Source organism: Corynebacterium sp. CCUG 70398, assembly GCF_024454055.1.
Classification (GTDB): Bacteria; Actinomycetota; Actinomycetes; order Mycobacteriales; family Mycobacteriaceae; genus Corynebacterium; species Corynebacterium genitalium.
The window spans coordinates 90,642-113,553 of sequence record NZ_JAGPYZ010000006.1; the positions used below are offsets into that span (position 1 = coordinate 90,642).

Here is a 22,912-nt window from a genome sequence, read left to right on the forward strand (position 1 = left end):
TCAGGCAAGCAGCCTAGCTCCCCCCACATGTTTCGAACCGTTTGCATCGAGCAACACTGTTCAGGCCCATATTTGCCAGGCACGCAAACCGAATGCATGCTTTCAGGGGGCTAGAGTCGAGAACATGAAGATCACTAAGCCGACCGCCGTCGCCCTGGATTTCCTCGCTATCGCCATCTTCGCTCTGCTCGCCCGGTTGGCCCACCAGTCAGACGACATGCCGTTCAACTTTGCCGGCTGGGCCTCCACTGTGTGGCCTTTCGCTATCGGAGTCGCCCTAGGCTGGGTCATCGTGGAGTTTGGCCTGCGCACAACCGAACCGTCCGCAGACACTGGGACTACCAAAGCCACCGGCCACGGCCCTTTGATCTGGTTGGTCACCGTCGTCACCGGACTGGCTATCTGGGGTATCCGGAACCAGGCACTGCCGCACTGGTCTTTCGTCATCGTGGCGTGCGTGATGTCGGCGCTACTGATGTTGGGGTGGCGCGGCATCTCTGGCGTGCTCGCCCGATAGTAAGAGCGAACTAGTCGGCGACCTACGGAGAGTCACCGACTTTTCTTTTACATCCAATCTGCCTCGGATCTGACGCTGAATCGAGGCACAACAACGGCCCACGAACCCTATCCGTCATCCCCCCCAGTGACCTCACCGCTTTCGACAAAGGGAAACCCCGCCGGTCAACGCCTTGCTGCGAACCGACGGGGATATGGGAAACAGGCGGGGATTTACAACCCGATGTCGAACTTGCCCTGCTGGACGTTGCGGACAATCCAGTTCAAGTAGTTGGCAATTTCAGCGACGATGTCGATTGCGCTGCTCAGCATGGAAAAACCTCCTGAAAGAGTTTGGGTAAAAGCATTACTCAATCTGTATCTCCGAGCGTGACCAAAACGTTACAGTTTCGGCGAAAAAGGGAAAAGACGCAGCGCAGCGATCTACAGCGGCCGGATTGCGTGCTTCTTCGGCAGGTCGTTTTCGTACTTGGTGGACAGCTGGCGCAGGGCGCGGCGCAACGTCAGACGGGTCTCAGACGGCTGGATCATCGCGTCGAGGTAACCACGCTCGGTCGCGACGTACGGGGAGGTCATGTTCTCCTCGTAGAAGTCCATGAAGACCTTCTTCATGTAAGCACGCTGGTTCTCGTCGTCAATCGCGGCGAGCTGCTTGCCTTGAATCATCACGGCCGCAGCGGCCGAGCCCATGACGGCGATCTGCGCAGTCGGCCACGCGAAGTTCAAGTCACCCGTGAGGTTCTTCGACCCCATCACGGCATACGCACCGCCGTAGGCCTTGCGGACGATCAGGGAGATCTTCGGCACGGTCGCCTCCACAACGGAGAACGCGAGCTTCGCGCCACGGTGGATCAAGCCGACCTTCTCCTGATCCACACCGGGCAGGTAGCCAGGAGTGTCCACGACGAAGACGAGCGGGATGTTGTAAGCGTCGCAGGTCTGGATGAACCGAGCACCCTTGTCAGCGGCATCGGCATCAATGCAGCCGGCGAAGTGCATCGGGTTGTTGGCTACGAAGCCGACAGGCCTGCCGTCGATACGCCCAATGGCGCAGATCAAGTTGGGGGCGTAGTTCTCTTGGATCTCCAGGATCTCTTCGTCGTCACCAAGCTGGACCAGCAGGTCCATCATGTCGTAGCCGGCGTTGGTGTCGTCGGGCATGAAGTCGTCGAGTGCGGAGTCGTCAAGGTCCTCGTCCGCTGGGGCCCAGACAACGGGCGGCTCGTCGAACGTGCTTGTCGGCAGGTGGCCAAGCAAGTCGCGGACGAACTCGAAAGCCTCATCCTCGCTGGTCACCGTCACGGTGACGTTACCGTTCTGCTCCTGCTGGACGGCACCGCCGAGCTCAGCAGAGGAAATCGCCTCGCCCGTGACCTCCTTGATCACAGCCGGGCCGGTGACGTACATCTCGGCCTGGCCCTCAACGGCGACAATGAAGTCCGTGGTCACCGGCGCATAGACAGCACCGCCGGCGGACTTACCCAGCATGATGGAGATCTGCGGCGAGCGGCCCGACAGCGGCAGCTGGCGCCGCGCGATCTCGGAGTACATCGCCAGCGACGTCACTGCATCCTGAATGCGCGCGCCGCCCGAGTCCTGGATACCAATGACTGGGCAACCGATCTTGATGGCGAACTCCATGACGTCGACAACCTTGCGGCCGAACGTCACGCCGACCGACCCGCCGTAGACAGTCTTGTCGTGGGCGTAAATGGCCACCGGTCGGCCGTCGATCCGCCCGTACCCCGTCACAACGCCGTCAGAATAGACCGCGTCCTTATCGCCGGGGGTGCGGGCCAGGGCGCCGGTTTCCACGAAGGACCCGTCGTCCAGAAGCGCCTGGATGCGCTGGCGCGGGGTGGTTTGGCCAGCGTCATCACGCTTCTTGCGCGCACGCTCGGAGCCGGGGTCCTGCGCACGCTCGAGGCGTTCGCGCAGTTCAGCGAGTTTTTCAGCGGTTGTCATCTATCCACTCCTGCATATGCTTGCCGACGATCCCCACCGCCGGCTCATCCACCACCGCCAAGTGATCACCCGGCAGCTGAACGATGGTCAAGTCGTCCACGATAGCGGCCCAGCCACCATCCGGATCAATCTCCGCGTAGGCCGGCTCCAGCATGATCGCGCCCTCATGCATGCCCTCAGAACGGAACAGCAGGACGGGAACGTCGACATCCTTCCAGCGCTGCATGTCCACCTTCGCAAGAATCTGGTTGTCCACGAAGGAGGCACGCTGATGCTCAAGCACACCCGCCGCCAGGCCGTGCTGGGAGGCGTCGGTCGAGGCCAAGAACTCGCCGAGCATGTTCAACAGCGCATCCTCACCAGCGGTGTCGAGCAGCTCGTACGGCACCTCGAAGTCCAGCCCGTAGGTGTCCTTCGCGAACTCCGCGTAGCGGTCCCAGCGGGCACGCACATTCTCCGGCGTGTCCGGCGTCGGGTTCGACGGCTGGGTGGTGTCCAACAGGGAGATGAACTTTACCTGCACGTCCGCTTCGCCGCGTCGTTTCAGCTCGTCGAGCTGAAACGCGATCTCGTACGCCAGCGCGCCACCGAAGGACCAGCCGCTGAGCACAATCGGCAGGCCTGCAGACAACTCACGGATGTCCTCGATGTAGGCGGCAGCGCGCTCCTCGAGCGAGCCTTCGAGTCGTTCCAGCCCGTAGACCGGCACGTTGTCCGCTAAACGACGCGTCAACGGCTGGTACACCGCATTCGACCCACCAGCCGGGTGGAAGACGAAGACGGAGGGGGTAGTGTCGTCGGTACGCTCGCGCAACACGCGGACGTTGCCCTCGACGGGGGTCTCCAAGCCCTCGCGGACGATATTGGCCAACGGCTCGAGAGTCTCAGCTTCCTTGACCTGCTCGGCGGTGACCTCGATGCCGGAACGATCACTCAGGTGAGTGGCGATATCTGCCGCCTGCTCGTCCGTGATCGGATCCAACTCACTGGTCACACCCGCGGCAGCCGCGCCGGCGTACTTGGCCCACGCGCCGAAGACCATGCGCTCGGACGCGTCACGCGGGGCCACGCCGACACCCTTCGCCTTCGCGGCGGCCTGGCCCGGATCGCGGTTCGGGTCATTCTCCGCCATTGGCTGCGGTTCTTCGGGGCGGCCTTCGACCGCGTCTTCGACCATCGTGATCACGTCGGCAACGGAGGCGTCGCGAAGCGCCTGAAGCTGCAGCGGCGGGATCTGAAAGTCATTCTCCACGCGGTTCTTGATGCGCATGCCCATCAGCGAATCAAGGCCCAGGTCAATGAGCGGGAGCTCGACCGGGAGATCGTCGACGTCGTAACCCATGGACTCGGAGACGATAGAGCGCAAGCGCTGCTCAACCGTCTCGGTGGCCGGGTCCCAGCGCACGGCGTCGATCTCGGAATCAGCCTTCGCACCGGCGATCATCTTCTCGCGGGCGGCGGCCATCTCGGGGGCCTCCGGGGCGTTGGTCACGCCCGGCAGGCTCGTCTCCGCGAGGTTGAGCGTGGACGCGAATCCTTCCGCGACCAGCACTGCCCCGTTGTAGACATGCACGGTGAGACCACCGAGAGAACGGCGGACCATTGTGGTCAGCTCGCCCGAAGCCGGTAGCGGCGCGCGCTCCTCTGCAGCAACGACGCGGGCCTCCGGGTCCACGTCAGCTGCGGCGATCTCCACCAACTGCATCGAGGAGAAGATCTGGTCGGCTGGGGTGGCGTAGGCGTAGGTGGCGTCGGGAAGCGACACGCGCGCACCCAGCGGACCGGAACCGGAACTGGACGGCCGTGCGTCAGTCCACAGCTCGTTGCGGTGGAACGGGGTGTGCGGAAGGTCTGCGCGCGGACCTTCGCCCGCAAGCGCGGCGAAATCGACCGGCATGCCGTTCACGTAGAGCTTCGCGGCGAGGTCCAGCAGCGTCGCAACCTCGTTCTCCTTGCGCTTGAGCGAGAACAGCAGCTGCGCGTCGGGCTTGCCCACGGAGAACGCCGTGTTCATCATGCCCATGATCGCCACCGGGTTCGGGGAAATCTCCACCAGCGTCGTGTGGCCGGCGGCGAACGCGGCCTCGGTGGCGTCCTGGAACATGACCGGCTGGCGCGTCATGCGGATCCAGTAATCGACATCGTGAATCGTCTCGCCCGCGTGGTGCGTGCCATCGACGGAGCCGAAGTGCGTGATGCGCAGCGGACGCGGCTGGGTGCCGGCGATCTCCGCGGCGAGCTCACCCAGGATCGGGTCGAGCATGCTCGTGTGGCCCGCACCGCGCACCTGCAGCTTGCGGGCGAACTTCGACTCTTCCTCCAGCGCTGCGACCAGGTAGTCGACGGCCTTTCCGGGGCCACCGACCGTCGTCATGCCCGGCCCTGCGTACACAGCAGGCTCCACGCCCTGAGCTTCCGGGTGCTTATCGACGAATTCCGTCAACTGCTCCCGGCTCAACTCCACCACCGCCATGGCACCCTCACCGTCCGTGCCGGCAACCTGCTGCTCGCCTTCACCCATGAGGCGGGCGCGGGCGCAGGCAATGACGATGGCGTCCTCGGCGGACAGACCGCCAGCGGCGTATGCCGCGGCCATCTCACCCATGGACATGCCCATCGTGGCGGCCGGGGTGATGCCGTAGCTGGCTAGCAGATCCGTCAGCGCGATCTGGATGGCGGTGATGGTGACCTGGCCGGTCTCTGTGTCATAGGTCTGCTCATCGTCCATGATGAGGTCCACCATGGACCAGCCGGATTCAAAGCCGACGACCTTGTCCAGCTCCTCGATGCGCTGGCGGAAGAAGACCGAGTGCTCCATAAGCGGCTTAGCCATCTTGCGGTGCTGCGAACCGAAACCGGAGTACACGAACACGGGGCCGCTAGTCTGCGGGGCATCCGCAGAGGCAATGCCCGGCGCGTTCTTGCCTTCAGCGACAGCACCTAGCCGCTTGACTGCTTCCTCGACGGAGCTCGCTGTCACCACTGCGCGGGAGCGGCCGTGGTTGCGCCCACCCAGCGTGCGCTGAACAGCGCGCAGATCCGTTTTCGAACTCAGCGTCTCGGCGATCGTCGCAGCCATGTCGCGGCGGCGCGACGGCAATAACCCGGAGACAGGGAGCAGGACCAGGTTGGGATTCTCCGGGTCGACCAAGCCGCCCTCGGCCGGGGCCTCGGAAGAGTCTGCCGACGTCGGGTAGTCAGCCGGGTCGAAGTCCGTGACCACGACGTGCGCGTTCGTACCGCCGAAGCCGAAGCCGGACACACCGGCAACGCGGCGGCCGGAATACTGCGGCCACTCGCGGGGGTCCTCAACGACCTCGATGCGCGTGGCGTCGAAGTCGATGTACTGGTTGCCCTCGGTGAAGTTTGCGCTCGGCGGAACAGTGTCATGGGTGAGGGCCTCGAGCACCTTGATCATCGCCACCACACCGGCGGCGGATTCAGTGTGGCCGATGCTGGACTTGGCGGAGCCAAGCAGAATCGGCTCCGCGAGCGGGCGGTTCGCGCCCAGCACCTCGCCCAGAGCGGACGCCTCGATCGGGTCGCCGAGCGCCGTACCCGTGCCGTGGGCTTCAACAAGGTCGACGGTGCCCGGATCGACACCAGCGTCGGTATACGCGCGCAACAGTACGTCCACCTGCGCCTCCGGGTTAGGGGCTGTCAGGCCGTTGGAGTGGCCGTCCGAGTTGGTGGCGGAGCCCTTGATCACGGCGAGGATCTCATCACCGTCGGCGATCGCGTCCTCGACGCGCTTGAGCACGATGAAGCCGGCTGCCTCAGCGCGGACGAAACCATCGGCGTCGTCGGAGAACGCGGCGATGCGGCCGGACGGGCTGATCACGCCGAGCTCAGCGAACGCGGTGGAGATGAACGGGGAGGCGAGAATGTTCACGCCGCCGGCCAGGGCGAGGTTCGTGTCCCCGTCGCGCAGCGCGCGCACAGCGTGGTGCACTGCCACAAGTGACGATGAGCAAGCCGTGTCCACATTCATGGACGGGCCGCGGAAATCGAACGCGTAGGAAATGCGGTTCGGGATGATGGAGCTGGCCGTGCCGGTGAGCGCGTACGGGTGCGCTGCTGCCGGATCAGAGGACACGAGCATGCCGTAGTCGTTCGAAGACGAGCCGACAAAGACACCGACGGGCGTACCGCGCAGCTCATTGGCTGGCTGGTGAGCATCCTCGAGAGCCTCCCACGCCAGCTCCAGCATGATGCGCTGCTGCGGATCCATGTTGGTCGCCTCCAGCGGCGACAGCCCGAAGAACTCGTTGTCGAAGCTGCGGATGTCATCCAGGTAGCCGCCCTGGACGTTCTGTTCGCGCATCTTCGCGCTCATCACCGGGTCCGCGGAGTACTCAGACCAGCGGCCCGCCGGCAGGTCGCCGGTCACGCACTGGCCCGCAACCAACAGGTCCCAAAACTTATCCACGTCCGCCGCACCGGGGAACCGCCCCGCGCGGCCGATGATGGCGACATCTCCAGAACCGGTCCCGGCACGGCGGGTGACCGGCGCGGATGTCGTCGACAAGCGTGCTTTCGGCGCGAGCAAACCTCGCGCCAACGCTTCCACCGTCGGGTACTGGTACGCGATGGTGGGGTCGAGCTTGGTGTCCAGGAGCCGCTCGAGCTCGCCGGAGAGGATGACCGCGTCGCGCGAGGACAACCCCAGGTTCTCCAGGGGCAGGGTCGGGTCGACGTCCTCAGCTCCCGTCGCGCCAGCAATCCACTGCTGCAGCCACGCTACGAGTTCACTCTCCGTCATGGGCACCTTTCTGTTGTCGGACACGTCTACTTATCGTCGGCCGCGAGGAATTTGTTGCGGTTCACCTGTCGCGCAATCTTTCCAGAGCTAGACCGGGTGATGTCATTCGGTGCGTAGAAGCGGATGACCTCGGGGCTAATGCCGTGGGTGTGGGAGATCGCGCCGCGGATCGCGTCCTCGGCAATCGGGTCGGCAGCAGCGTCGGCGCCCTCGGCACGCTCGACGAGCACGACGAGCTTTTCGACGTCCTCACCCGGCACCGCGAACGCCGCCACCGAATCCGCACGGACGTGGTCGGAAGCTTCCATGACGGTCGCCTCGATGTCCTGCGGGTAGTGGTTGCGGCCGGCGATGACGATGAGGTCCTTCACGCGGCCGGTGATGTAGAGGTGGCCCTTGTAGAAAGTAACCAGGTCACCGGTGGCCAGCCAGCCCTCGGACGGCGCGTCCTCGGCGACGGTGGAACCTTCTGCCAAGCGCTCGCCAAGGGTGTTGCCGAAGGTCTGCTGGGTTTCTTCCTCGCGGCCTTCGTAACCTACGGCCACATTGTCGCCGTGGATCCACAGCTCGCCGACGGTGCCTTCTGGAACCTCATTACGGGTCGACGGGTCCACGACCGCGTAGTGCATGTCCGGCACCGGCTGGCCGTTGGAGGCGAACGGAATGCCGTTCTCGGCCTCGACGGCGGTGCCTTCACCGATCTTCTCACGATCGAAGAGCACGAAGTGCGGGCGCTCCTCCGTCTGCGGGGTGGAGACGATGAGTGTCGCCTCTGCCAGACCGTAGGACGGGCGCAGCACCTTCGGGTCCAGGTTGGACGGCGTGAACGCCTCGACGAATGTCTCCACGGCCGCCTTGGTCACGGGCTCAGAGCCGACGATGATGCCGTCGACATTGGAGAAGTCGTAGTCGCCCGGGTTCTCCGGCGCTGCGTAGCGGGCGGCCAGGTCGAGGGCGAAGTTCGGCACGACGGTGTAGGTGAACTGCTCCTCGTCGCCCTCACGGTAGGTGAGCTGATCAGTCCACCGCTTCGGTTGCTGAATGAAGTCTTTCGGGCCCATGAGCTCGAACTCGATGCCCATGATTGCCACGAAGATGGTGAGGATGATGCCCATGTCGTGGTGCAGCGGAAGCCACGTCGACAAGCGCAGCGGCATCTTCAGCTCCACTGCGTCATAGATCTGCAGGACGTTGGTGAGGATCGCGCGGTTGGTCAGCACCACACCGGCCGGCAGACGCGTCGAACCGGAGGTGTACTGGAGGAACGCGACCTGGTCGACCGGGTCGATGTCTTCGGGTTCGTCCGGGGTGACCCAGGACTCGGCCAGGGAATCCGGCAGAGAGTCCACCACCATGATGCGGGGGCGCTGCGGCTTCGGTGTCTCCGCGAAGAACTCGCGCACGGCCTTCGCGCCGAGGTTGTTGGTTAGCACGGTCTTCGCGCCGCAATCCGCCAGCACAGCGGTGAGCTGCTCGCCGTGGCCCGGCTCATTCGGGTCATACAGCGGCACCGGCACCTGGCCGGCGTAGACGGCACCCATGAAACCGAAGAGGTACTCCGGCGAGTTGTTCGCCATGATGGCCACACGGTCGCCGGGCTGGCCGGTCTGCTGCAAGCGCGCACCGACAGCCTTGATGCGGGTGATCACATCCTCACGGGTGTAATCGACGGCCACACCTTCGCGGTCTTCCGAGTAGTCCCAGTAGCGCAGCTGGTGCAGGTCGCCCGTGCCCATTTCTGCGCTGCCTTGGTAGAGCATCTCGCACAACTGGAACAGGGACAGTTCCGGCGGCAAGTCGATCTTGTCGTCGTCGTAGAACTGGTAGAGCAGTTGCTCGAGGTCCATGGCTCTCCTTACATATTGTCAATACTCTCGCGAATCCACTCTACGGTCCATTGACTGGTCGTGGTGCCGGGAATCACATCTGGGTTGGACGCATACATCGCGTGCACGCCGTTAGCTTCGGCGAGTTCGCGGGCGCGTCCCAGCGCATCGCCCACATTCGGCGGTGCGTCGCAGATCGAATCATCTGGCGCGCAAATCTCAATCGCCCGGTCATTAACGGCACCGAAACCGCCGTCGCGCACCCCACGCATTGTCGCGCCCGGCACGACTGCCTGGACCACGGAGTTGAGCGGGTGCAGCGCGATCTCCGCGCCGATGCCGTTCAGCGGTACGCCGGGGTTGATGCCCACCGCGTTTTCGCGGCGGCCGTCGGCAATCATCACCGCGCCGCGCAACCGCTCCGGCGGGATGACGCCGCGGTGGTTGCCGATGTCGCTGGCAATATCGCCGACAATCACCGCGCCCTGGGAGAACCCGGCGAGAATGAACTGCGTCGACGGGCACGTATCCGCCACGAACTTCAGCTCCGCATTGAGCCGCTCGGTGCCCTCATTGCGCGAGTCGTCGTAGCTCATCTCCTTGCGCGACTGGATCGACTTGAACTGCGCGGTGTACGGCAGCGTCCACACACGCACGTGGTTGATGTCGTATTGTTCCTGCAGCGGCTTCGAGATCGAGAGCATGAAGCTCATCGGGTTCGCCGTCGGGTTGAACGGGTCATCGCTTTTCGACGACTCCCACGTGCCCGGTGCCGAAATCACCTCCACCGCAGGACACCAACCAGGCTCCTCGGCCGACGGCGGCGCGGGATCCTTACCCGGTTCAAGGGGGCCCTCACCGGGTCCAAACCATTGCGCAGCCCCCACCGCAATGACGGCGAGGACTGCGATGACGGCAATCACCGTCAATACGTTGCGTGCTTTCATTAGCTGCAAATGTGGTCGTTGGCGGAGGCGTCGATAAGCTCTGCGACCTTATCGGCGTCGAGCTTCGTCTGTTCCTGCTCGACCAGCTGACCTGCGACAGCATCACGCGTGATCATGCTGCCGTCGCAGATGGTGCGAGCAGTGGAGACGAGCTGTTCTTCATTGCCGTCGACATTGACGCCGCCTTCGCGCAGCGCCTCGAGGTACGCCTCCTCCTCGGCCGGGCGCATCGGCTCGTCCGCGGGCGCCTCGACCTCGCTGGCCGCACCCTCATTGCCCAGTGCCGGATCAGCTTCGTCCGACTTTTCCGAGGTGGAGGTCTCGGTCTGCGTCTCTGTGGTTGCTTCCGTTGCGGTTGTGGACGGTGCTGACTGAGTCGCAGTGACGTCGTCGCTGTCCACAGTCGTGCCGCCGCACGCGGCGAGTGTGAGCCCTGCCGCGGCGAGGACGGCCGGTAGGAGTTTCTTCATGGTTTACTTCCGTTCGCGCACCTTGCCGAAGACCTGCTCGACCGTGCCATTCTCAAAGGTGATGGTCAGTCCACCGGTGGGGATCTTCTTCATGTCGGAGGTGGGCCAGCCCAACTCACCCTGCTCCCAGCCCTTCTTGCCCCAGTGGTCGAAGATTTCGCCGTAGTAGATCACGTGGGCGCCGGTCTTCGGGGACCAGTAGATGTTGCCCTTCTCGAATTCCTGGAAGAAGCCGCCGTTGATCTTGCGCTCATTCGACTTCGGGAAGCCCAGGTCGGAGCGGGCAGCACCCATCTCGCCGTACTTCGCGCCGATAGCGCCGAAGACCTGGTAGTGGCCCTTGTTGTCCGGATTGCGGGTCAGGTAGCCCTTCTCGAACTTCTGCACGTACCCGCCGCCGACAGCCTGTGCCTCCTCGACCGGGTAGCCGAGGTGGCCGCGCTCGTAGCCGGACTTGCCCCACTCGGCGAACATGTCGCCCGGGATCGCCTGCGCGCCAGTCTGCGGGGTCCAGTAGATGGAGCCGCGTTCGAAGTGGACGAAGCGGCCCTTGCCGTCCGGCGTCTTCAGCTCGCCAGTCTTCGGGAAGCCGAGCCAACCTGCCGGGCCCGACAGTGCGTTGTACTTAGCCAGGATCGAGCCGAAGAGCACTTGCGCGCCGGTCTCCGGGGACCAGAACGCGGAACCGTTGCGGAACTCCTGAGCCTTGCCCTTGCCGCCGGCGACGTCGTATTCGTTGTTCACGCAGGAACCCACCGCTCCGTTCTTCGTCGCTTCAGCGATGGCGCCGACCGCGTTGCACTCCGCGCCGCGGTCGCCCTCAGGGACGTTCAGCGCGTTCGCCATGAACGGCCATGCCTGTGTCATCTCGTACTGCCAGTACTCCCAGGAGTGGACACCGGACGGGCGGTAGCGGGTAATGATCGGCACGTTCGCCTTCTTCGCGTAACGCTCGAAGGTCTGGGTAGACATGCGCGAGATGACCTCCAGGCCCACGCCCGCTGGGACAGCCGGGCCCTTTGCCACCGAGTCCGGCTGGCCGTAGTCATCCTGGCCAGAACCTGCGGAGACGTAGACGGTCTTGCCGCGCAGGTTCTCAATGCCCAGCTTCGGGTCGTGGTCGATCCAGTCCTGGGAACCGATCGGGCCCCACATGGCCTCAGAGTTGTAGCCGCCGGCATCCATCTGCGAGGCCTTGATGGCCGTCGGCATACCGGTCGTGGTGGTGTCCAGGTAACCGGAGAAGGAGCCGACGAAGTTGAACAGGTGCGGGTTACGCTCCGCCAGGTTCATCGCGGCGGTACCGCCCATGGACAGGCCGACGACAGCGCGGGAGCCGTTGGAGCGGAACTCGTTGTCCAACACCGGGACGAGCTCCTTGGTCAGGAACGTCTCCCACTTGTAGTGCTTGCCGTTGTCCGCCTTCTGCCAGTCGGAGTAGAAGGAGGACTCGCCGCCCACCGGCAGGACCACGTTGACGTTCTTGTCGGCGTAGAACTGCTCGATGTTCGTTTCAATGGTCCAGCCGGACTCATCCTCGCGTGCACGCAGGCCATCGAGTGCCCACACCTCCGGGAACTTCGCCTGGGGGTTGGAGTGCCAGTCGCGGGCGAGCAGGATCTGCACCTGAATCGGCTTATCCGGCATCGCGGCGGACTTGATGTACACGGCCACGCGGCGCTGGGTGAGCCACTCGATGCGGTCCACGGACACCCCCTCCGGCAGGCCTTCAACCTGCGGGTTGTTGTCCACCTCAATGGGGGTGCGCGGCGGCGGGTCGGACGGACGGATGCCGTCGGAGATGCCGCGGCCCGACGACATGGCGGACGACAGGTCGGAGCCGTTCTGTGCTTCGGCAGGAACGACGGCGATTCCGGCAGCGATGACGGTTGGTGCAGCGATGGCCGCCAGGAGCTGGCCCTTAGAAAGCTTGCGCATGTGGTTGAACCCTTAAATCTCGGATGACGAAATGACCGGTTCAGCTCACCACCCCAGGAGTTTCCCCTCTCCCAGGCCGGGCCTCGGTTTCTGTGGCAAAGTTTAAGTTTAACTTGAGACTTTAGGTCAGTGACACGCCGGGTGCCCACGACCTAATCGTGATGCTACAACAAAGCCCCTGGGCGAGGATCTTCCCAGGGGCCATGTTGTGCCGGTGCCGTGATTACCAGGCGTTCATGTGGTTCAGCACACGACCCTTGGTCTTGTACAGCTGGCTACCGAACTGGTCCCAGTTGTGCAGACCGTTCGGCGGGTAATCCGAGGTGACGTTCAGGCCCTCGGCTCGAGCCTTCGCTTCCCACACGCGGGTGGTCACCATCGCACCGAACTCCAGGCCAGCGCCAGCCAGCTTCTGGTCGTTCGGGTACTTCGCGTCCTGCGGTCCCGGGATGCCCGGTCCGGCGGAGATGTAGATGTCCTTGCCGCGCAGACCGTTCATGTTCAAGAACGGGTCGTTGGCGAAGCGCTCCGGGTTGACCATGGAGCCGTGCATAGCGTTGAGGTTGTACCCGCCAGCGTCGAGCAGCGCCACGCGCAGCATGGTCTGCATGCCCGGCAGCGTCGTGGTCAGGTAGCCAGAGAAGGACAGGACCTGGCGGAACTGCTGCGGGTTCTTCGCCGCAAGGTTCATCGCCGCGGTACCACCCATGGACAGGCCGATGACGGAGTTGTTCGTCGGGGAGACACCGAAGTGGCGCTGCAGGTAGCCCGGCAGCTCACGCGTCAGGAAGGTCTCCCACTTGTAGGGCTTGCCGCCCCCGTACTTCGGGTCGTACTGCCAATCAGCGTAGAAGGAGCCCTCGCCGCCGATCGGCATGACCAGCGTGATGTTGGCGTTCTCGTAGACAGCCGCAGCGTTGACGTCGTGCACCCAAGCGTTCGTCTGCTCGGTGGCGCGCAGGCCGTCGAGCAGGTACAGGCCAGCGTTGCCGCCGCGGGCAGCCGGGCGGATCTGCACCGGGATGTTACGGCCCATGGCCGGGGAGTACACGTCGCAGCGCTGCACCCAGTACTTCACCGGGTCCCACGTGCAGTGGCCGGTTGCGTCGGGGCGCAGCCAACCGCGCGGGTTCGCGTCAGCCTCGGGGGTGGCAACGAGCAGCATCATCGCGGCAGCGAATGCCGTGACAAGCGCCACCACAGCGCGGCGCACGGAGAGAGTCGCGTTCATCGGTTCACCAATCACTAGAAAAAATCAGGATGACTCAATTGAGTTCATCGTTCATCGTGATCGATATGTTATCAACCGGTTACTTTCTGTTCCAGCCGTGCCGTTGGCCAGAAGATCCGCGGCCCCTGCAAACCCACGTCCTCACCTGCGGCGATGCGGTCCAGAGTTTCCTGATCCAGGTACATCTTCGGGTCATCGTTCACTTCCAGATTGCGTCCCTTTCTTAAGGAATACGCCATATTCTTCAAAAAACGCTTTGGACTCATCGGTTCGCGCGACGTCGCCAGCAATTCATTGAGCTCAGGCGTGCGCAGCGCAGCTCGTGCCTGCATCACCGTTTGCTTATCGACGTAATCCGGCATCCCTTCGTCCCCCACAGCCGAATCCGCCAACTGCCAGTGAAGAGGCAGGTTCTTGTCATGTCCGATGCGCCCGTCCAGGTCGCGCGGCTGGCGGGCACCCAGCGGGGTGGCCAAACCGACCGAGTCGAGCACACGCACATCGAGCGGGGCGTTGGCTGACGTCATGCCCAGGTTGATCAGGTACGCCGTAGTCGGGATGTCCTGCAGGTCAGTGTCCGCCGTCGTGCGGGCGCGCGGCACCCACGTGTAGTGGCGGGGGTTGTCGTCGAAGCGGATGATGGTCAGCGCACCGGAGTTTTGCCGCCGCGCCTCTTCCAGGCCTTCGGGCCAGCCGTTGAGCAAGTCCGCGACGAGAAAGTCCTCCGCATACCGCGGCGGATCACCGGATTCCCGCATCATTACGGCCGTCCAGAATTCGCGCTCATCCACGACGACGAGGTTTTCCGGACTCTCCACGAAGACGTCGAAGCCGAGGTCGTGGCCGCGGTAGACCACAATGCCCGCCCAAATCACCAGGGCACCCAACCCGATTCCACTGACCAAGGTGGCAGGCACCGCCATGACGGGCAGCAGCAACGCGAACAGGGGTAGCAACACCATGCGCCCGTGCATGAAGTCGCCGCCGACGCGCATGACGTACAGCATGTGTAGCAGCCCGCACACGAGAACAAGCCCGACTACGACGACCTCGCGTGACTGCAACCGCAGACTGAACCACACGCCGAGTGCCACCGCACCGATCAGCGGCAGCCACAGCGCATACGGCTGCACTGTGTCCCATACGTACGCAGCACCACTGCCCCACGCTGAGTCCGACGCTGATTTGGCCACCGCGGTATGCGGAGTGAGCAGACCGTAATAGCCCATGCGGAAGATCTGGTACGCAGCGGGCACCGGAAGGGCTGCCGCGAGAATGCCGCCAATGCGCCGCCAATCCCGCCAGGAGAAGAACAACAGCACCAGTCCGGTCAATCCGCCGTAGAGCGCGAGCTCCGGCCTGACCAACCACGACAGTCCTGCCCAGAAGGCCAGCCAGTACACCACACGGGTGTCAGGCTGTTTCGCCCATCCAACGAGCAGCGCCCACCACACGCCGATCCACGCCAGGGACAACCCCCACTCCAAACCGGAGGTGGCAAAGTCTCGGGCCGGGGGCAACGCCAGGTAGATAATGATGCCGAACGGCAGCACTGTGTGCCCCCACAATCGGCCCGATGCCCACGTCGCACTCGCAGCGGCGGTCACGGTGAAGATGAGGGCCAACCACATCGAGACGTCTTCGAGCCGCACGCCAGGGATCCAGCCGAAGGCGGCGATGAGGTACTGCCACAGTGTTGACGTGTTGGCCTCCACGCGTTCCCCGACGTTGAACACCGGTCCGTTGCCCGCCAGGATGTTGCGGACTGTGCGCAGGACGATCAGCCCGTCGTCGCTCATCCAGCGGCGGGTCCATCCGCCCCAGAATGCGAAAACGCCCGCTATCGCTGCGGAGATGAGCAGGGAGAGGCGGGCGCGATCATGCATGGCAGTGATCTTATCCTGCGGGTGGGGCTACGAGAACGCAGGCACGATATAGACCGCCATGGCGATTGTCAGGATCCACAGCACCCCCAGCGCCTGGAGGACGCGGTCCTCCAGCACGATCTCATCAGGTGCACCGCCGTTGCCGCTGTCCACTTCCGCGGCGTAGCGCAGGATCGCGATGATGAACGGCACCATCGAGATCTGGTACCACAGGCCCTGCTCCGGCGGGACACCGTTGGAAAGAGTGAAGCCCCACAGGGCGTAGGACATGACCACCGCAGTGGCGGACAGCGTCCACACAAAGCGCAGGTACGTCTGGGTGTAGCCCTGCAGAGACTTGCGGATCTTGGCTCCCGTCTGCTCCGCAAGCAGAAGCTCCGCGTAGCGCTTACCGGACGCCATGAACAGCGAACCGAAGGCGGCGACCAGCAGGAACCACTGCGACAGGTCGATGCCAGCAGCCACACCTCCGGCCATGGCACGCAGCATGAATCCGGAGGACACCAGCGCGATGTCGATCACCGGGATGTGCTTCCATCCGAAGCAGTAGCCGAGCTGCAGCGCAATGTACACGCCGACCACAGCTGCCAGCGCAATGCCGTCGGTGGCCAGGAAGGACAGGCCAACGGCCAGCGCAATGAGCACGACTGACATGCCGTACGCGAGGCCGATCGGCAGCATGCCCGAGGCGATCGGGCGGTAGCGCTTCGTGGGGTGCTCGCGGTCAGACTCGACATCGCGGGCGTCGTTGACCAAGTAGATGGAGGATGCCGCGAAGCAGAACGTGATGAAGGCCAGCAGAATGTCGATGGCCGTCCGCGAGGTGAAAGAGTCCAGCCCCGCCGCCAGCGGCGCCGCCACGACCAGGACGTTCTTGACCCACTGCTTTGGACGCAGACCTTTGATCATCGCGTCCGGGAGGTTCTTCGGCGGATTCTTCTTCCGGTTGTAGTCCACGCCCTCGGTGTGGGGCTCGGACTTCAGGAACGGCTCATCAACTGGCTCAGTCACGGGTGTTCCTCTCAATGTTGATCGCGGCGCGGGCCACCCCGGTACCCAGCAAGGCACCCACCAGGGTGTCCGTGGGGTAATGCACCCCCAGAACCATGCGGGAGGCCATCATAACGGGAATTCCGGCATACGGAAGGTTTGAGCCTGTGATGTCTGCCAAGTGCACCATCGCAGCGCTTGTCGACGTCGTATGCGACGACGGGAAGCTCAACTTCGACGGCGTACCCACACCGATTTTGACCCGCGGATCGTGCGGACGTCGGCGGCGCACAATGCGCTTGAGGATGACCGAGGTGGCGTGCGCGGTGAACGCGCCGGCCCCCATCGCGATCCACTGGCGGGACTTCTCGTGGTCCGCCACGGCACCGACGGCTGCGACGCTCATCCAGCCCAAAGCGTGCTCGCCGAACAAGCTCAACCCGCGGGCGACCGGAAGGACACCGGGGGCGTCGTAAAGCGCGTTTTGAAGCTCGCGGAGGATGTCTACTTCCGTCGAGTTCAACGAGTTATTGCTCATCGAAGATCTTCTTCCAGTTCTCATGGCTGGTCAGGTCAGGTTTCGCCGCGCGGTAGGCGCGGGTCAGCTCCGGCCAACGCTCATCAATCTCCTCACGGAGCTCGCGTTGCTGGTCAACGAGATCGTCCGCGAGCTTCTTATCGCGCTTGCGGAAGGCCACACCAGTGCCACCCGCGGTAGACACAGTGGCCGAGTCCACGCGGGACAGCGTGTACCAGCGGGCCTCCTCGGCCGTGAGGTTGAGCTGCGGGGCTTCCCAATGCGCGCGATCCTCCGGCTTGCGCATGTGCAGCAGGCTCTTGACCGCCCACGGAATCTTCTTCACCTTGGCCAGGCGGCCGCCGATCTTGTTCGTCGGCACACCCGGCGCACCCGTCGGCCCCGGCAGATCCGATGCGGACTCAATGACCTGCGCGTCAGAGTAGTCCTTGCGGATCGACTGGATGTGCGGCAGCGAGGACTCGAGAATCTCGAAGAGCTGGTCCGGGCCCTTGAGGAAGTCCTTCATCGCCTCGTTCTGGATCGCAATGGTCGAGTACTCCATGCACATGTAGTGCTTGAACGTGGACTTCGCCATGGACTTGAGCACCCCATCCGGCTCACCCTCGTGGTACAACGCGGCGACGATCAGGCGGTTGCGCAGGTGGAAGTACGCCTGCCAGTCGATCGCGTCATCCTTGTCAGCCCACGCCATGTGCCAGATGGCGGCGCCGGGCCAGGTGACCGTGGGAAAGCCTGCGCGGCCAGCGCGCAGCGAGTACTCCGTGTCATCCCACTTGATGAACAGCGGTAGCGGCAAGCCCATCTGCTCAGCCACTACGCGGGGGAACAGGCACATCCACCAGCCGTTGAATTCGACATCGATACGCCTGTGCAGCGGCCGTGACGTCGTCTTCCGCGGGTCGAGGTCCTCTTCCTCCGTGCCGACGTACCCCAGCGGGTACTTCGCAAAGTCGTGGTCGTACACGGCGTGCTCCGCCGCACCCCACATGAAGTCCCCGCGATTGACGCGCTCGCCGGAGGTGCGCAGCTGGCTGCGGTCCTGCAGGTTGAGCATCTGACCGCCGACGAGAATCGGGCTCTTCGCGTACCGCGCCGCCTGCACCGCGCGCAGGATCGAATCCGGCTCAATCGCAATGTCGTCGTCCATGTACAGGATGAACGGCGCGTCAGTCTGGTTGAGCGCCTCATACATAATGCGCGAGTAGCCGCCCGATCCACCAAGGTTGCCCTGCGGGAAGATCTTCAACCGGCCCTGCAGGTTCTGTTCCGCTTGGGCGAAGTCCGGCTCATCCGCCGGGTGCTGGTTGCCCTGGTCCGGCATGAGCACATCCGTGATCGCGCCGAGCACCAGCGGATCCTCCGCCAGCGCGTGCAGTGCATTGACGGCGTCGCGGGGGCGGTTGAACGTCGGGATGCCCACCGCCACCTTCTTCTCGGAGGGGGCGATGGTGGTGCCGTCGGGAAGCGTCTGCTCCTGCGGTTCGCACGGCGCACACCAACCCGCGTTGCTTATCGACGCCTCCGACTCCGCGTTCACGTCAAACCACAACCATCCGCCATCTTCAAAGTTGGCGAGCTTCAGCGGAATCTCAACGCGCTCGTCCTGCGCCTCAACATTGACCACCGAGATGCGCGTGCCATCGTGCTTGGAGCGGTACACGGAAATTGTCGCCGCGCCCTCCACATCCATAGCCAAGACGACCTCGCTGAGCTGCGACCAGCGGCGCCAATAGCTCGCCGGGAACGCATTGAAGTACGTCTGGAACGAGACCTCTGCCCCCTCCGGCACAGCGACCCTGCTGCGATCCGGCCAGCTCACACGCTGCGTGTTGTGATCCGACTCGATCAGGTAGAGCATCCGCACATCATGCGGCTCACCCTTCCGCGGCAACAGGATGCGCTGCAGCACATCCACAGCTTTGACGGATTTATCCTCGGGGTTTTCCACGGGACTCGCTTTCGTCTAGTTCACTAGTCGGCTTATCGACACCAGCGTAATCGTTCTGCCCGGTCGACTCCTCCCTTGGCGCGCGGTTGGCTGGGGGATTCCGTAAGGAATCTCAGGTTGAGGTGAGCTTGGCGCATAGCCGGTTCCTCAAACCCCAGAGGCGCCGCAGCGTGGACTTCCTCCGCAAAACCCCAGGGACTCCGCAATGCGGAGTGCAATCCGTCAGGCCCCGGAATACTGCTCGACCACATAAACCAAACCGCACGTTTTTGACCTGCATGTTTACTTGAGCAGTATTCCGGAAAACAGCGAGCAGTATTCTGGCCCCACTTGGCGTCACCGGACCCCGCAAAACCCAAGGGAGTTCGCAGCGCAGACTGGTCATGAGGATCCAGCGGGGGCCGCGTAGGGGCCAGGAACGCCCCCCACCCAGTGCGGTCCACCCTGAACAGGTAAGACACCTTTCAGGAAATGGAGCCTACCCCCGCCTAGAAATGCCGAATAGCCCCGCCGAAGCGGGGCCATTCGGGTGCTAACTCTTCGTTAGCTAGAGGGGGTTATGCGGCAAGCGCGGCGTCCGCGTACATAGCGGCGTCGAGGGTGCCGTCAGCGATTTTGGTGAGCTCCGCGATAGCGGCGCGCTCTGCGCGAACCGGGATCCACTTGGTCACCGTTGCACGGTCCATGTGCTCAGCCAGTGCCATTGCGAAGACTGCGTCGATGATGTCGGCGTCGACGGCACCGCCGAAGCGGGCGTGCAGGTCCTGGGAAATGTTCTTGATTGCGATCATGGCATCCTCCTTTCAAGTTTTTGCGATTGCCATGAAGTTGAATGTGTTCTGCCCGTGGAGGGGGACCTCCTCGGGCGAGGTTCAAAGTGAACTTCTCGTTCCCTCTGCGTTAACCTGCCGTTAACTTTAGCAGATAGTTGGTCGGAGTCAAGCTTTGGTTCATATCAACCTATTCTTACGCCGTTTACCAGCATAAAAGGCGCGACACGCCGACGCGCATTGTTGCCCCATCAACCTTGTTCACCATGGGTTAACTTTGACGCGACCCAACAATCCAGTTTGTTAACCTGGCATTCGCATTTCAGGTCCCCGGCCCGGCGCAGTTGCCGTGTTAGTCTCCTTTTGTGTCGACAACGACCAGAAACCGCCTGGCCATAGCCCTGGAAGGCCCTCGTTGGGCCGTGCTTCTGTATGCAACCATGCTGTTCGCGCTCCTCCATGCGGCCGTGACCGTCCCTTTCCAAAATCCCGGCACTGACTTCACGCCGGTGTGGACTGAGGCGCGCAAGTATCTTGCTGGGCAGACGGTGTTCGACTCGGACTACACGATCGACATGCCGCACTACCTGTACACGCCCGCCGGGACGGTTGTGATCGCCCCGATCGGCGTCTTCAGCGATGAGTCCACTGGCCGGTTAGTCATGCTGGCCCTTGGCGCACTGTGCATCATCGCGGCGCTGGCGTTAGCAACGTGGTTGGTAGCCAAACGCCACTTCCATTACGTCTTCCCACTCATAGTGACGGTCGTGTTCTTCACCCCGGAACCGGTTCGCGCGACGTTGTCCCTGACAAACATCAATGGGTTCTTGCTACTGCTCATGGTGGTGTTCGTCTGGTGCTCGTTGCGCCTGCGCGGGGCCAACTGGAAAGAGCATTTCACCCGTCCGGAAGCGTACGTGGCGGGCATCGTCGCAGGCCTTGCGATCTCTGTGAAACCGCAGTTCGGCGTGCTCATGATCATCTCGGTTCTGCTGTTCCAAGCAGCGGTGGTCGTTGTCGCCGCGGTCACCTGCGCGGTCCTGTTCGCTATTGGCTGGTTCACCATTGCGCAGCCAGAGCTGTTCTTCACCAACCTGGTGCCTTATCTCTCGGAGCCCCGCCCCCGCTTCAACGGCTCCGTCGCTGGCCTGGGCATCATGTTCGGCTGGCCGGAGTGGGTAGTCACGCTGCTGACACTGTTAGTTGTTGCGGCCACGCTCGCAGCCGTCGTAAAGCTCTGGCGCTGGCGAGATGTCGACGAGGTCATGTGGGCCTTCATCACGCTTGGTGTCTGCTTCGCTGGCGGCTTCATGGCCAGCGGCTTACTGCAGACCTACTACGCGATTTGGCTATTGCCGATGGTTCTCACCGTGGTCAGACCGCAATCCCCCATGCATTGGCCGGCGATGTGGCTGCTCATGTTGGTCATCTTCGCCAATCCGACGTGGCCATTCGACAGCCTGATCCTGCACTCGCTGCCGCCGCTGATGTTTCTGGCGCTCCCCTTCGTCGTCACGGCGTGGGCTTTTGCCACGCGACCATTTGCCCCGGAGATGCCAGAGCGTCACGCTCGCTAGCGATCACCAACCGGTCAATCTCGTCGAGCACTGCGTCGACGTCGGCGGGGTTGTAGCGCCGTTCGCCGCGTGCTTTCTGCAGCTCTTCAGTCGCGGCTTGAAGGGCAATGCGTTGCAATTCAGCTGCGGCTTTCCGCGCGCGGGCAAATGCTTGACGACGTTCCTTCGCCCCCTCCGGATCCACGTGCCGCCTCTCCGCGAACTCTCCCAACCATATCTGGACCATCTCGTAAGACTCGGGCGCGAGATCAGGGCCGTGCTCTTGGATTGCTCGTCGGGCGGCCGTGTAGGCGCGTTTGTTGAGCTCGGCGTTGACCCGGTCACCGTGCGCATCGGGACCATTCTCGAGGTCCATTTGGCGCACCAGCCACGGTAGGAGCAAACCAGGGATGACCATGGTGAAGGTCAGCACGCTCAGCGCGATGACAGAGAGCTCGTGGTGGTACTTGGTCGTGCCAGCGGGGACGGACAGCACGAGCGCCAAGGTGACCAGGCCGCGCATGCCAGCCCACGTCATGAGCAGCACTTCCTGCATGCGCAACGGTGCCACATCGGTTCGGTTCATCCGCTTCTTGAACTGGTACAGCACCCACATGCAGGCGAAACGCACAGCGAAGGCAACGATGGAGAGAACGAGTCCGATGCCGACGGCTTGCCACACCATCGTTCCAGCGTCGTCAATCGCGTCGCGCACGCTCATCCCAATGAGGCCGAACGCAAGCCCGGTGAACAGCAGCTCAATGGTTTCCCAAAAAGCGTTGCCGGAGAGGCGATCTTCGGCGGTGAACGACGCGCGGGAGCTCATTTCCACGGCTGCGATCACGATGGCGATGACACCCGAGGCGTGGATTTCCTCTGCCGCGATGAAGATCGCGAACGGCAAGACCCACGTGAACGCTCTGCGGATCAGGGAATCGTGGACCGTGTTGACGAACAGTGCCGCCAAACGGCCGGCGATCAGGCCAACGACCACAGCCACGACAGCAGAGTAGAGGAACTTGAGCGCGCCTTCACTGAAGTCCACATCCCCACCAGCGACGAGCGCGGTGAGCGCGACATTGAACGCGACGATGGAGGCAGCGTCATTGAACAGGCCCTCAGTTTCCAACGTGCCGGTGATGCGTTTGGGGATGCCCGCCGAACCCGCCACCGCGTCGACAGCCACCGGGTCCGGAGGGGCGATCGCCGCAGCCAGCACCATTGCCGCAGCGAGGCCGATGCCCGGCATGAGCCACATCGCCGTGGCCGTCAATGCCGCGATGGTGAGAAAGACCAACATCACCGACATCACAAGCACCACATGCACTTGTGCGCGGATCATGCCCCAGCTCGTTCGGCGAGCAAGCGACCAGAGCAGCGGTGGAATGAAGATCGGCAAAATGAGATCTGTATCCAGGCTCACCGTCTGAATACCTGGAATGAACAGCACCGGCGCAACAACGATGGTCAACAGTGCAGACCACGGCAGCCCGGTGCGCTCACCGATCGCGGCGACGAGGGCAGTGGCAAGAAGGAGACCGATGATGGCAAGAAGGATGGTCACGC

Annotated in this window: 15 protein-coding genes; 2 read left to right on the forward strand and 13 right to left on the reverse strand. The window is 63.4% G+C overall.

Translation table 11 applies throughout. The annotated features are described in order from the left end of the window. Window positions 1–124: 124 nt before the first annotated feature. A complete protein-coding gene (locus tag KBX07_RS08060) occupies window positions 125–517 on the forward strand; it encodes a DUF3054 domain-containing protein (protein WP_005288110.1) in 393 nt (130 codons plus the stop codon). A 422-nt stretch (window positions 518–939) separates the two neighbouring features. Here the strand turns inward: KBX07_RS08060 and KBX07_RS08065 are convergent, their stop codons facing one another. The 12 genes from KBX07_RS08065 to KBX07_RS08120 form a co-directional block, all read right to left on the reverse strand. Then, window positions 940–2,481: an acyl-CoA carboxylase subunit beta gene (locus KBX07_RS08065; protein WP_005288108.1), complete on the reverse strand. Its 1,542-nt coding sequence runs from the start codon at window positions 2,479–2,481 to the stop codon at window positions 940–942. Further along, window positions 2,468–7,243, reverse strand: coding sequence for a polyketide synthase Pks13 (pks13, locus tag KBX07_RS08070; protein WP_256023750.1), 4,776 nt, complete (start codon window positions 7,241–7,243; stop codon window positions 2,468–2,470). The genes KBX07_RS08065 and pks13 overlap by 14 nt, the downstream gene beginning before the upstream one ends. 26 nt (window positions 7,244–7,269) lie before the next feature. Continuing rightward, complete coding sequence (locus KBX07_RS08075) at window positions 7,270–9,090, reverse strand: FadD32-like long-chain-fatty-acid--AMP ligase (protein WP_256023705.1); 1,821 nt, start codon at window positions 9,088–9,090, stop codon at window positions 7,270–7,272. An 8-nt stretch (window positions 9,091–9,098) separates the two neighbouring features. Continuing rightward, on the reverse strand, window positions 9,099–10,016 hold the full coding sequence (locus KBX07_RS08080; RefSeq protein ID WP_005288096.1) for a cutinase family protein: 918 nt from the start codon (window positions 10,014–10,016) through the stop codon (window positions 9,099–9,101). Next, entirely contained in the window at window positions 10,016–10,486 is a 471-nt protein-coding gene (locus tag KBX07_RS08085) for a DUF732 domain-containing protein (protein ID WP_255995093.1), read from the reverse strand. The genes KBX07_RS08080 and KBX07_RS08085 overlap by 1 nt, the downstream gene beginning before the upstream one ends. A gap of 3 nt (window positions 10,487–10,489) precedes the next feature. Beyond that, window positions 10,490–12,424: an alpha/beta hydrolase-fold protein gene (locus tag KBX07_RS08090; RefSeq protein WP_255995092.1), complete on the reverse strand. Its 1,935-nt coding sequence runs from the start codon at window positions 12,422–12,424 to the stop codon at window positions 10,490–10,492. Window positions 12,425–12,647: 223 nt separating this feature from the next. After that, window positions 12,648–13,655, reverse strand: coding sequence for an alpha/beta hydrolase family protein (locus KBX07_RS08095; protein ID WP_255998673.1), 1,008 nt, complete (start codon window positions 13,653–13,655; stop codon window positions 12,648–12,650). Between the two features lie 71 nt (window positions 13,656–13,726). Next, a complete protein-coding gene (locus KBX07_RS08100; RefSeq protein ID WP_256023706.1) occupies window positions 13,727–15,541 on the reverse strand; it encodes a hypothetical protein in 1,815 nt (604 codons plus the stop codon). A gap of 27 nt (window positions 15,542–15,568) precedes the next feature. Then, window positions 15,569–16,552: a decaprenyl-phosphate phosphoribosyltransferase gene (locus KBX07_RS08105; protein ID WP_005288080.1), complete on the reverse strand. Its 984-nt coding sequence runs from the start codon at window positions 16,550–16,552 to the stop codon at window positions 15,569–15,571. After that, window positions 16,545–17,069: a phosphatase PAP2 family protein gene (locus KBX07_RS08110; RefSeq protein WP_255995087.1), complete on the reverse strand. Its 525-nt coding sequence runs from the start codon at window positions 17,067–17,069 to the stop codon at window positions 16,545–16,547. Before KBX07_RS08110 ends, KBX07_RS08105 begins: the two co-directional genes overlap by 8 nt. Beyond that, window positions 17,059–19,020, reverse strand: a complete 1,962-nt coding sequence (locus tag KBX07_RS08115; protein ID WP_256023708.1) for a glycosyltransferase — start codon at window positions 19,018–19,020, stop codon at window positions 17,059–17,061. Before KBX07_RS08115 ends, KBX07_RS08110 begins: the two co-directional genes overlap by 11 nt. A gap of 557 nt (window positions 19,021–19,577) precedes the next feature. Further along, entirely contained in the window at window positions 19,578–19,811 is a 234-nt protein-coding gene (locus tag KBX07_RS08120; protein WP_256023709.1) for a three-helix bundle dimerization domain-containing protein, read from the reverse strand. A gap of 401 nt (window positions 19,812–20,212) precedes the next feature. On the opposite strand from KBX07_RS08120, the gene KBX07_RS08125 reads away from it, so the two are divergent. Beyond that, window positions 20,213–21,367: a glycosyltransferase family 87 protein gene (locus KBX07_RS08125; protein ID WP_256023711.1), complete on the forward strand. Its 1,155-nt coding sequence runs from the start codon at window positions 20,213–20,215 to the stop codon at window positions 21,365–21,367. On the opposite strand, the gene KBX07_RS08130 is transcribed toward KBX07_RS08125, so the two are convergent. Beyond that, on the reverse strand, window positions 21,303–22,910 hold the full coding sequence (locus tag KBX07_RS08130) for a sodium:proton antiporter (RefSeq protein WP_256023712.1): 1,608 nt from the start codon (window positions 22,908–22,910) through the stop codon (window positions 21,303–21,305). The genes KBX07_RS08125 and KBX07_RS08130 overlap by 65 nt on opposite strands. Window positions 22,911–22,912: the final 2 nt, after the last annotated feature.